Here is an 11,580-nt window from a genome sequence, read left to right on the forward strand (position 1 = left end):
TAAATCCCATCGAGAAAAAGTGGGCTCAAGTGAAGTTTTTACGCCAAGGTTGGATGGAAAATGACTTATCTAAATTGTTTTATGATATTCATCCAAAACATAACTCTTTTGTAGTGCAGTGACTATAACACTGTCAAAATAAATAATACTTTTACAAGCACGTACGATAATTTTACTGCCAATAATTACAATAAGGAATGACTTATGGAAAACTCAAAAAACCCACTACCAGAAGAGATGGATCATATCGATGGCAACAGCCGCAATGACGGTATCGTTGGTCAAACCGATGCAGGCAATCAGTTGGTCGATCTAGACAACCCAATGCTGCATACTATCGATAATGACGATGTCATCGATAATAGTGCTGGTTTTGACAACTCAGAAGTTGGTAGCGCAGCTACACAAGGGCTAACGCCTATGCATCGTCAAAACATTGATGAATCACGTGTAGATGAGGTCTTGGTACAGGACAATCTTGATGATAGTGATTATCCAGATGCAATGGATATCGCCGATAGAGATGCTGCAGAGCGTAGCAATGATGATGATTTTTAGAATTTAGTACGACTGCTGGAGTACTTCTTTAAATCAAGAAAGCACGCTTAATAACGTTAAGCGTGCTTTTTTATGCCCAATAACTCTGTTTTCGTTTAAATTTTTGAGCAATACCATTCAAACTATTGATATTTAAACTATTGATAATGGTTGATCAGTCAGAACATCACGGTAGCTAATATAACAATTCATGATTACCCATGGTACGGCTATGATAATTCCTAAACCTAATGTGATTTTTAGAAAAAATAGCAACACAATAATAAGACCCAGCCCATAAGCAATCATTGGTAATATATTAGCTAAGTACCCTTTAAGACTGAGCTTCATTGCGCTTTTTGGATCTAAACCATGCAATACAATCAATGCTGGAGCAAACCACATTGCCATTGATAACATTAAAAATAATACCAATGAGACTAAAATACTAAACACAAAAGGAGTCATTGGGAAGTCACTTATTTTTATCGCTTCAATATCCAATAGGAGTGTTAAAGATATACCGCTAAAGAAAATTAATACAGGTATGAATACAACAGCTAGTCCAACTACAAACAGAATATTCAGAATAATGAGAGATCTTAAGTTTGTTTTGAGCTTAACCCAAAGCTGATGAAGGTCAAGATCTTCATTCTGGAACTGTGCTGAGCAAATAAGTATGATAATAGCCGCTGCTATAATGCTTGTAGCTCCAAAAATATAATCAATTATAGGGACATAAGAACCTATGATTGAAATAGCAAACAATATGACACTGACGGCTAGCCATATTAAAAAGTTACCTTTAAACATTTCAAAAGGCTGAATTATCCACTTTATCCCCCATGATACTTTACAAAATCTTGGCTCATCCAATAACTGCGGTAGAGGATTACTATATTCGTCCATTGGCGGTAGGCTTGAAGGTTGGCCATTAGGTTTCTGTACTGATATATATGATTCCGAACTACTAACGTTAGACATATTGATCCTCAAAAATAAAATCTCACAAATACAAATCAAAACTCATATAAAACGAAATCTGTTTGGACTATTTTACATATCGAATAGTGTAAAACCCAACTTTTATTTACCAGATAATCAAGACAAAAAAATACCGAATGTTATATCCGGTATTTTTTATACTTATTCATAGCAATTATTACATTTGGCTAATCAAACCCAACCATCAAGCGTACCCGCCCACCCTTTTACAAGAGGCAAGCTCAATGCTTCAAGCAACTCAATATGGGTCTCATCAAGGTTAAGTGCAGGAATATAGTGATACTCTTGCCCGCCTGCTTCCAGAAAATTATCACGGTTTTCAATGGCCAGCTCTTCTAGCGTTTCAAGACAATCTGCCGAAAATGCAGGACTAACCACTTGTACTGAGCGTACGCCAGACTTGCCCCAGTCTTCTAATACCACATCAGTATACGGCTTTACCCACTCTTGCTTACCAAAACGTGACTGGAAACTAATAATCCATTCATCCTCTTTTAGACCAAGTGCGTGCGCTACTTGCGCCGCCGTACATTTACAACGCTTAGGATAAGGGTCGCCCTTATCCGCGTAGGGCTGCGGGATACCATGGAAGCTAAACATTAACTTGTCAGGCTTGCCATGCTTCTCTTGGAAGCGGCGAATCGAGTTGGCCAATGCTTGAATGTATAGCGGATGAGCAAAGTAGTCTTTGACAATCGTATAGTTTGGCAGATTACGCTGCTTGAGTGTCCACTTCGTCAGCGCATCGTATACCGCGCCACCAGAAGAGGCCGAGTACTGCGGAAACAATGGCAGAATGACAAAGTGATCCACCCCTTCTTCGCGTAGTGCATCCATGACATCAGGCAGTCCAGGATTGCCATAGCTCATCGCAGGATGCACAGAGACACGAAATGGCGCCACACTGTTTGCCAGACGCGGTTCCAATAGCTCAACTTGGCTATTGAGTATCTTACGAATCGGTGAGTCTCCCTCCCAAATGCTGGCATAAGCTTTTGCCACGCGCTTAGGACGACTGGGCAATACAAACAAATTCAAGATGATTGCCCATAAAAACTTGGGAATCTCAATCACGCGCGGATCTGACAGGAACTGTTTGAGATAGCGACGTACGGCAGGTGCCGTTGGCTCATCTGGTGTACCGAGGTTTACTAACAGGACAGCAATACGTGGAGGCAATTCAGGTTTCATAGCAGCACTATTTATCAGCAGTAAGTTATTGGAGATAATGTCACAACTATCACAATAAGAGAACGCAGGATTGTGTAGACACTATGGAATATAGACATCTTTAGTGTAGCATTTTATCCATGAATAGCGCATGGCAAAAGCACTCTTATACAATTTGATACGCAGTTGTCCTTATTCTTTCTTTATTCATTATATTCGGCACTTATTCATTGTTCGTCTATGACCTATTTGCTACAGGGATGACACTCGAAAGGTTTGTTGAAAGGTTGTACTCCTACGCGCATCGCCATACAATAGGCAAGCCCTGTTTATAAAAATTGGGTAGGCAAAATAGTCTGCCAACCGCTTGCCATTTTGTTTTTATTTTATTGATGATTGTCGTCCTGTGAGGTAGCTTTGAACGCACGCTCTGATAACACTAATGACCAGCAACCCAACTCTCATGCCAAAGCCAGCAGCCCAGCCAATTCTGCTGCTAGATCAGTTGGTATTGTTACGCCACAGAACTACCATTTCGCTGAACCATTGACCTTGGAATGTAACCGTACTCTGCCCTCGTTTGACTTGATGGTAGAGACTTATGGGACACTCAATAGCGACCATTCAAATGCTATTTTAATTTGTCATGCACTATCAGGTAATCACCACGCCGCAGGTTTTCATAGCGTTGATGACAAAAAAGCGGGCTGGTGGGACAATATGATCGGTCCTAATAAGGCTATCGATACCAATCGGTTCTATGTGGTGTGCGTCAATAATATCGGTAGCTGTTTTGGTTCGACAGGTCCTACTACTATCAACCCAGATAGCGGTGGCTCAGATGCTATCAATACAAATAGCAGCGATGAGCCACAAGTTTATGGCCCTGACTTTCCGCTGATCACCATCAAAGACTGGGTGAAAACCCAAGCCATGTTATCAGATCGCCTAGGCATCGACGTTTGGCACGCCATCGTTGGTGGCTCAATGGGCGGTATGCAAGCGTTACAATGGTCTGTTGATTATCCAGAGCGGTTAAAGCGCTGTGTGGTTATCGCCAGTACGCCAAAGCTCTCTGCCCAGAATATCGCCTTCAACGAAGTCGCACGTCAGTCTATATTGTCCGATCCTGACTTTAAAGATGGTCGCTATATACAAGCAGGTACATACCCTCGCCGCGGTCTCATACTGGCACGCATGGTCGGTCATATCACCTATCTGACTGATGACGCGATGAAAGCCAAATTTGGCCGTGATTTGAAATCTGGCAAATTTATGTATGGCTACGATGTCGAGTTTCAGGTTGAAAGCTACCTACGCTATCAGGGCGAACGCTTTAGTGAAAATTTCGATGCCAATACCTATCTGCTCATGACCAAAGCGCTAGACTATTTTGATCCGACACGTGGCTATCCATCAGCCGTAGTGAAAGACAGTACAGAGTCTGCTATACCGCTAGAGGACTCAATCGCAGCGGCTGTTGAGACGGATAAGAAAAATACGCAAAATGAGTTAGAAGGTGCGGTAGCGACGATTGAAGAGATTGGATCTGATCATCAGCAAGAACTTTCTGCGCTCAAAGCTGCTCTCGCTCATACGCAGTGTCAATATCTAGTCGTGTCATTTACCACTGATTGGCGCTTTGCACCCGAGCGCTCGCAAGAGATCGTGGACGCGCTAATGGCAACGGGCAAACCCGTCAGTTATATCAATATTGATGCCCCGCATGGTCATGATTCTTTCTTATTTGATATCCCACGCTACATGGGTGCGGTCGAAGGGTTTTTGACGGCGCCTTTTATTACCCCTAGTCGCCAAGCCACAGGAGAGCGCTCATGAGAATGGATCACCAATTGGCAGAGCGCTGGATTGCGCCGCAAGCACACGTACTTGATCTGGGCTGCGGGAACGGCGAGCTCCTCGCACATTTGCAACACAAGCTGGGCGTAACAGGCTATGGCCTTGAGATTGATGAAGACAAAATCAATGAAGCAATTGGTAATGGCTTATCGATTATTGAGCAAGATCTAAACGATGGATTGGCACGTTTTGCTGATGACAGTTTTGATACCGTCGTCATGGCGCGTGCCCTGCAAGCGGTAAAGTCCCCTGATGTGCTATTGCTGGATATGTTGAGAGTTGCCCGTGAAGCGGTCATTACCTTCCCTAACTTTGCCCATTGGCAAAACCGTATCCATTTGGGGCTTAAAGGCATGATGCCTGTTTCAGAAGCGCTGCCTTATGAGTGGTACAACACCCCAAACATTCATCTGTGTACATTCAAGGACTTTGAGCAGCTATGCGCGCAGCATGATATTCATATCATTAATCGTTTTGCTGTTAGTGATTCTGAGAAAGGACATACGCCATTGATGAAAGCGCTCATACGCCAAGCGCCTAATTTGTTAGCAGATGTTGCCATCTACCGAGTAACGAAGAAAAAACCGAAGTAATGTCAGTTGTTTGATTTATACTGACGCAAATAAAAACGTGCTTATCAGTAGATATTCGCGCCCGTCAAACAGTCAATTGGTTATTGTCTTATAGTAACTCTATGATTTTAATAGGGACAATCAGGTATAGATGGCTATGAAATCTTGTAATTAGTATTTGAGTTTCGTAAGTTTGGGTGTTAAGCTAGCAAAATGTTGTCAGCCACCCTACTATTACGACCGTCTGTCTAATTATTGGGGTTCAAGCGACGATACAAAAATGATAAAACCCATTGCTAATGATTAGGTAAGTTCATATCGCAAGATGTCACCTAGTTGTTATCGCCGTCCAAAACACTTTGGCGGTACAATTCTTTGCTTATTAACTGCCTAATTTTGGAGCTGCTATGAAATTATTAAAAGCTGCGTTGTTTACTGCATTATTCTCTTGTGCTGGTTTAGCCAATGCTGAGTTAATATCAAATGTACCGCTTGATACCTCGCGTTTTGAGCTTATGCCTGTTAGCGAGTTGTCTAGTCGTGCTTCTCAAGGCAACGATCACGCTCAGTTCTATCTAGCCAAGCGTTTGCAAAAAGGTGAAGGTATTGCCCAAAATACCCAACAAGCAATCCAGTGGTACACCAAAGCGGCTCAACAAGGCGTTGCTCCTGCTCAGCTAAACCTTGCTATTATGTACTTACGCGGTGAAGGCGTACAGCCTAACCTGCAACAAGCACGTCTGTGGTTAGAGAAAGCCGCGATGCGCGGTGATAACCGTGCCAGCTATACACTTGCGCTATTAGATGAAAAGCAAAAGAATCTGGTCGATGCTTATAAGTGGTATGATTTGGCTGCCCGTGATGGCATGCTAGATGAAAAAGTCCGTAATAAAGCACGCGGTAAAATCGGTCAGTTGGCATTAAACTTATCAAGTGATGACATTGCCAGCGCACGTACCAAAGCAGACACTTGGTTCCAGAGTAAATAAACGCTAGTTTTGCGTGACGCATTGAATATAAAAAAGCTCAGTATTTTACTGGGCTTTTTTGTTTTTTATCTTATGAAGAAAACGTCAATTAATAGAGAAACTGCCGATCCTTTTTAACGGTTTCGGCTCAAACACGATAAGCTATTCAAAACCTTATTAAAATTTGCTACACTACGCGCGCATTCATCAATCCCACAATTTTGTTAATGCTTTAAACTGAAAAGATACTTTAAACCCAACGCACTAGGTTTGCGACCTAGCCAGCAGGAGAAAGACATGAGCACCACTAAAGATAGTAACATCAAAGAAACTGTGATAACGGATAACCAGTCAGCACCTGTCTACGATAGCATTACCAACAATATCGTTGTCGCCGCACTCTATAAATTCACGCGCTTTGCCGATTTTGAGCACTATCGTGAGCCTATCCTAAATACTATGCTGGGTAACGATGTAAAAGGTACGTTGTTGCTGGCAAGCGAAGGCATCAACGGGACTATCTCTGGTACGCGTCAAGCTATCGATACTGTACTTGACTATCTACGCAGTATCGAGGCGATTGGTACTTTTACTTTTAAAGAGTCTTATACGAACGCGCAGCCGTTCTATCGCACTAAGGTAAAACTAAAAAAAGAAATCGTTACCATGGGCGTAGAAAACATCGACCCCTTGGAGTCTGTTGGTCGCTATGTAAAGCCAAGCGAATGGAATGCACTAATCTCAGATCCTGAGGTCACCTTGATCGACACGCGTAACGATTACGAGGTGCAAATCGGCACTTTCCAAAATGCGGTCAATCCAAATACGGAGACCTTCCGTGAGTTTCCAGAGTACGTCTCAAAAGAGCTGGACCCCACCAAGCACAAAAAAGTCGCCATGTTCTGTACGGGCGGTATTCGCTGTGAGAAATCTACTGCCTATTTGCGCGAGCAAGGGTTTGAAGAGGTCTATCATCTAGAAGGTGGTATCTTAAAATATCTAGAAGAAGTTCCTGCCAGCGACTCTATGTGGCAAGGTGATTGCTTCGTCTTTGACAACCGTGTATCGGTCAATCATAACTTAGAAAAAGGCAGCTACGAGCAGTGTTTTGCTTGCCGTATGCCAATCACTGCCGATGATATACAGAGTCCAGCCTATATCAAAGGTGAGTCATGCCCGCACTGTATCGACAAAGCGACTGATGAGCAAAAAGCCCGCTTCCGTGAGCGTGAGCACCAAATGCAGTTGGCAAAACAACGCGGCGAAGCTCATATCGGTAGCGACGTAATAGACGTCATCGAAAAGCGTAAAGTCGCTAAGACTGAAGCGCGCCTACAAGCAGAAGCTGCCAATAAAGCAAAAGCCAACTAGTTTAGATTTGGCAAAATAAAAAGAGAGGCTCTATTAAATAGAGCCTCTCTTTTTTTAACTTCAAACAAGGTTAATGCTGTAACGCTTGTATAGTGAATTGACTATATTAGAATAAGATACGTACGCGGATAGTCTCTTCCACATCTTTTAACTGATCTAGTGCAGCAGTCGAGTCGTTGTAATCGACATCCATAACTAGATAACCCACATCGCCTTCTGTCATCAGGCTCTGTGCTAGGATGTTAATCCCTGCTTCAGCAAACAGACGGTTAATCTGCGATAGTACACCTGGTACGTTTTTGTGGATATGTAGCAGACGATGCGAGTTTTCTTTGAACGGAATAGATACTTCTGGGAAGTTTACCGCAGTCGCTGTATCACCTTGGTCAGAGTATCTAACGAACTTATCTGCGACTTCAAGGCCGATATTGGCCTGAGCTTCTTGCGTTGACCCACCGATATGCGGCGTCAAAATCACATTATCGAACTTACGTAGTGGTGACTCAAACTCTTCGTCCGCTGATTTTGGCTCTTTTGGGAACACATCGATAGCCGCGCCCAATACTTTACCAGACTCAAGCACAGCCGCTAGATCATCAATCTCGACACAGGTACCACGTGCCGCATTGATAAAGTAACTGCCTTCTTTCATTTGAGCGAACTGCTCCGCTTTCATCATATAGCGAGTGCTTGGCACGTCAGGTACATGCAAGGTCACGATATCAGCCGTTGATAGTAGCTCTTCTAGGCTACCTACTTGTACCGCATTACCTAACGGCAATTTGGTCACGACATCATGATAGATGACTTTCATGCCGAAGCTCTCTGCCAGTACAGACAACTGCGAGCCGATAGAGCCGTAACCGACAATACCGATAGTCTTACCGCGCACTTCGTGTGAGTTGGTCGCAGACTTACCCCAGCCGCCGCGATGTACAGTGGCATTCTTCTCAGGAATACCGCGGTACAGCATGATGGCTTCGGCCAGTACCAGCTCGGCCACCGAACGGGTGTTCGAGAATGGCGCGTTAAAGACAGGAATACCTAAGTCACGAGCTGCCTCTAGGTCTACTTGGTTGGTACCAATACAAAAGCAGCCAATGCCGATAAGCTTGTGCGCATGCTCAAGTACTTCGCGCGTCAGCTGAGTACGCGAACGAATACCGATAAAATGAGCGTCTTTGATTTTCTCGATCAGCTCATCTTTGTCTAGTGCGTGACTGATATTCTCGATGTTGTGATAACCAGCGCCTTCTAGTACTTTTAGGGCATTGTCATGTAGACCTTCAAGCAATAAAAACCGGATTTTGTCTTTTTGTAGTGATAACGCCATATGAGAACTGTCCTATAATTGTTTTATAAGATTATCTGTTGGATAATCTATGATGGATGAAACGAAAACAGTCCCGATATCTTACACAAAATTTGAGGTCGATGTTAGCAGATTAGATGAATTATTGGTTATCAAGCCTGAAAAATTTTTATGCTATAGTGAATCATTCTACTTAAAACCTATCGAACTGCTTTTTTATCATTGATCGCTTCTTATTTGTAAAAACCACCACCCACTTATTGTTATCACGAGCAGACTCATCACTGAATTTATAGTCGTTTCGCTATATAATAAGCAGTACAACATTCCCAGCATCGTGCTTACGCTAATATTGAGAGTTGACCATGACGACCATTACCGATCAGCCCATATCCGATACCAACACCACTGCCGTGCAAACGATCTTAAGCACGCTCATTGACGCTCATCAATTTGATGCGACTCAAATCAAAACCGACGCTGAGAGCCTAGAGCATTGGGGCAAAGACTGGACCAAGCACTTTGCACCCGCTGCTGCCGCCATTGTCTTTCCAAAGAGCACTGAGCAAGTACAAGCCATTGTGCTACTGGCTAATGAGCACAACGTCGTCCTGACACCTAGTGGCGGTCGTACTGGGCTCTCTGCTGGTGCAGTAGCAGCCAATGGTGAGATTGTCGTTAGTATGGATAAAATGAACCAGATTGGACAGTTCTATCCTGCTGATCGTATGGTCGAGATTGAAGCAGGTGTCATCACAGAGCAACTGCAACAGTTCGCTGAATCAAAAGAGTTATATTACCCTGTCGATTTTGCTTCAGCAGGCTCTAGCCAAATGGGCGGTAATATCGGCACCAATGCTGGTGGTATCAAAGTCATTCGCTATGGCATGACTCGTCAATGGATCATGGGTCTGACCGTCGTCACGGGTAAAGGTGATATCTTGCACCTCAATCGCGGTATGGTAAAGAACGCTACTGGCTACGACTTGCGTCAATTGTTCATCGGTAGTGAAGGCACGCTTGGCCTCGTCACCCATGCGCAAATCAAGCTTGAGCGACAGCCACAAGACTTAAACGTTATGGTGCTTGGTATGGACAGCTTTAATGATGTCATGAATGTACTCTCTGCCTTTCAAGCACAGATTGATCTGACTGCGTTTGAGTTCTTTGATGACGTGGCAATTGATAAGCTGATGGCACATGGTCAAGTACAAGAGCCGTTTGAATCACGTACCAAGTTTTATACCCTACTAGAGTTCGAAGCGCCTTATGAGCCTATCATGGATAAGGCCATGGCTATATTTGAGCACTGTATGGAGCAAGGCTGGGTCGTCGATGGTGTGATGAGCCAAAGCTTGGCACAAGCGACTGAGCTGTGGAAACTGCGTGAATACATCTCAGAGACCATCTCAGTGTTTACGCCTTATAAGAATGATGTCTCTGTACTGATTAGTCATGTGCCTCATTTTATCGAAGAGATCGACAGTATTGTGAGCACTAACTATCCAGATTTTGAAGTCTGCTGGTTCGGTCATATCGGCGATGGCAACTTGCACCTTAATATCTTGAAACCTGAGAACATGAGCAAGGATGATTTCTTTGCAGAGTGTCAGGTGGTGAATAAACACGTGTTTGAAACCGTACAAAAATACGGCGGTTCAGTATCTGCTGAGCATGGCGTAGGTATGACAAAAAAGCCTTATCTACAATATAGTCGCAGCGAAACTGAGATCAATTACTTGCGAGACATCAAAAGAGTCTTTGATCCAAATAACATTATGAACCGTGGTAAGATTTTTGATATGTAAGCATTAGAGTTCACAAATATACTCCAATGCTTTGTCACAAAAAAGACGCTAAACCATCAGGCTTAGCGTCTTTTTTGCGGCTAATATCTATCGTTTATAAATATAACAGTATCAGCGCGACGACCAGCAACACACTTAAAAACCCTTGAATGATCAAAAATGCCTGATGCGGTGCTGCAATATGGCGAAACATGTTACCCAATGCATTGTAAGTGATGCCTGCCGCTTTGATATGCGGTGGACTATCAAAGGTTTTGATTGTTTGCAAAAACCGCTCTGTACGATCAGATGACCAACCGTGCGGTGCAAATGGCAAAAACGGCGACAGCTGTGCTGCTTGTTCTTTGGTAGCAGGCGACCATAGCCAGCGCTCCAAAAACAGTAAACGCATACGCCAATCAGTAAAGCTACGATGATTGATCACCTCCAGCAACAATACTTCGATGTTTTTGTGACGACTGTCCGCAAATATACGCTCTTTGAGCGCAAATACGTGTCTTTTCTCACCTTCGATACACTGTAAAAAATGACCATTGCCATAGCATAAAGTACCGGTAATACCGTGCTGCTCGTTGTAATTACGAGCATGTCCTTCTACTTCATCAAAAATAGAAGTATTCAGGCGTGAGCTGATGGTCAATGTACTCACATAAACCAGCTGGACCAGTGCTGATTCTTCTATATCTTCCCATCTCTTGATTCTATTGCTACGATTTGAGGGCATAATAAAACAATCCTAAAAGCCGATAAATTAAATACGGCTGCGATAAATACGGCTAAATGAAACAAGCAAAACGATACTATGCCTGAAGTAAATAAAGGTACTGACTCACACAAACGTAGCAAATAGTTACTACGTAGGACTATTATTACCTCTGCAGCTTGCTATCATAGCAAGCAAAATGAAGGGTACTGATAGATATTACTTAGATTATGTATTTATATAATAAATAGCAAAACAATCACCGTTATGAAAG

General features: G+C 43.2%; 10 protein-coding genes. 6 read left to right on the plus strand and 4 right to left on the minus strand.

Annotated elements, in window-relative coordinates; genetic code table 11:
• Window positions 1–204: 204 nt before the first annotated feature.
• A complete protein-coding gene (locus tag NJD71_RS10215; RefSeq protein ID WP_319051866.1) occupies window positions 205–558 on the plus strand; it encodes a hypothetical protein in 354 nt (117 codons plus the stop codon).
• Window positions 559–690: 132 nt separating this feature from the next.
• Here NJD71_RS10215 and NJD71_RS10220 read toward each other — a convergent pair whose 3' ends face one another.
• Together NJD71_RS10220 and hemH are read right to left on the minus strand one after the other, a co-directional pair.
• On the minus strand, window positions 691–1,521 hold the full coding sequence (locus tag NJD71_RS10220) for a BPSS1780 family membrane protein (protein ID WP_319051867.1): 831 nt from the start codon (window positions 1,519–1,521) through the stop codon (window positions 691–693).
• A gap of 192 nt (window positions 1,522–1,713) precedes the next feature.
• Window positions 1,714–2,733, minus strand: a complete 1,020-nt coding sequence (gene hemH / locus NJD71_RS10225; RefSeq protein WP_319051868.1) for a ferrochelatase — start codon at window positions 2,731–2,733, stop codon at window positions 1,714–1,716.
• Between the two features lie 489 nt (window positions 2,734–3,222).
• Between hemH and metX the strand changes: the two genes are divergently transcribed.
• The 4 genes from metX to trhO all read left to right on the plus strand — a co-directional run bounded on the left by metX (window position 3,223) and on the right by trhO (window position 7,483).
• Window positions 3,223–4,551, plus strand: a complete 1,329-nt coding sequence (gene metX, locus NJD71_RS10230) for a homoserine O-acetyltransferase MetX (protein WP_442967675.1) — start codon at window positions 3,223–3,225, stop codon at window positions 4,549–4,551.
• On the plus strand, window positions 4,548–5,165 hold the full coding sequence (gene metW, locus NJD71_RS10235) for a methionine biosynthesis protein MetW (RefSeq protein ID WP_319051870.1): 618 nt from the start codon (window positions 4,548–4,550) through the stop codon (window positions 5,163–5,165). Before metX ends, metW begins: the two co-directional genes overlap by 4 nt.
• A 386-nt stretch (window positions 5,166–5,551) precedes the next feature.
• Window positions 5,552–6,133: a tetratricopeptide repeat protein gene (locus NJD71_RS10240; RefSeq protein WP_319051871.1), complete on the plus strand. Its 582-nt coding sequence runs from the start codon at window positions 5,552–5,554 to the stop codon at window positions 6,131–6,133.
• Between the two features lie 276 nt (window positions 6,134–6,409).
• Complete coding sequence (gene trhO, locus NJD71_RS10245) at window positions 6,410–7,483, plus strand: oxygen-dependent tRNA uridine(34) hydroxylase TrhO (RefSeq protein ID WP_442967673.1); 1,074 nt, start codon at window positions 6,410–6,412, stop codon at window positions 7,481–7,483.
• A gap of 106 nt (window positions 7,484–7,589) precedes the next feature.
• Here the strand turns inward: trhO and serA are convergent, their stop codons facing one another.
• Complete coding sequence (serA, locus tag NJD71_RS10250; protein ID WP_319051872.1) at window positions 7,590–8,816, minus strand: phosphoglycerate dehydrogenase; 1,227 nt, start codon at window positions 8,814–8,816, stop codon at window positions 7,590–7,592.
• A gap of 344 nt (window positions 8,817–9,160) precedes the next feature.
• On the opposite strand from serA, the gene NJD71_RS10255 reads away from it, so the two are divergent.
• Entirely contained in the window at window positions 9,161–10,603 is a 1,443-nt protein-coding gene (locus NJD71_RS10255) for an FAD-binding oxidoreductase (protein ID WP_319051873.1), read from the plus strand.
• Between the two features lie 94 nt (window positions 10,604–10,697).
• Here NJD71_RS10255 and NJD71_RS10260 read toward each other — a convergent pair whose 3' ends face one another.
• Window positions 10,698–11,327, minus strand: a complete 630-nt coding sequence (locus tag NJD71_RS10260; RefSeq protein WP_319051874.1) for a BLUF domain-containing protein — start codon at window positions 11,325–11,327, stop codon at window positions 10,698–10,700.
• Window positions 11,328–11,580: the final 253 nt, after the last annotated feature.

It is taken from the genome of Psychrobacter sp. PP-21 (assembly GCF_033790785.1).
Taxonomy (GTDB): Bacteria; Pseudomonadota; Gammaproteobacteria; order Pseudomonadales; family Moraxellaceae; genus Psychrobacter.

What these genes read in the sequence shown, in the direction of transcription:
- NJD71_RS10215 (WP_319051866.1), top strand. Translation starts at nt 205, where the DNA reads ATGGAAAACTCAAAAAACCCACTACCAGAAGAGATGGATCATATCGAT.
- NJD71_RS10220 (WP_319051867.1), bottom strand. Translation starts at nt 1,521, where the DNA reads ATGTCTAACGTTAGTAGTTCGGAATCATATATATCAGTACAGAAACCT.
- hemH (WP_319051868.1), bottom strand. Translation starts at nt 2,733, where the DNA reads ATGAAACCTGAATTGCCTCCACGTATTGCTGTCCTGTTAGTAAACCTC.
- metW (WP_319051870.1), top strand. Translation starts at nt 4,548, where the DNA reads ATGAGAATGGATCACCAATTGGCAGAGCGCTGGATTGCGCCGCAAGCA.
- NJD71_RS10240 (WP_319051871.1), top strand. Translation starts at nt 5,552, where the DNA reads ATGAAATTATTAAAAGCTGCGTTGTTTACTGCATTATTCTCTTGTGCT.
- trhO (WP_442967673.1), top strand. Translation starts at nt 6,410, where the DNA reads ATGAGCACCACTAAAGATAGTAACATCAAAGAAACTGTGATAACGGAT.
- serA (WP_319051872.1), bottom strand. Translation starts at nt 8,816, where the DNA reads ATGGCGTTATCACTACAAAAAGACAAAATCCGGTTTTTATTGCTTGAA.
- NJD71_RS10255 (WP_319051873.1), top strand. Translation starts at nt 9,161, where the DNA reads ATGACGACCATTACCGATCAGCCCATATCCGATACCAACACCACTGCC.
- NJD71_RS10260 (WP_319051874.1), bottom strand. Translation starts at nt 11,327, where the DNA reads ATGCCCTCAAATCGTAGCAATAGAATCAAGAGATGGGAAGATATAGAA.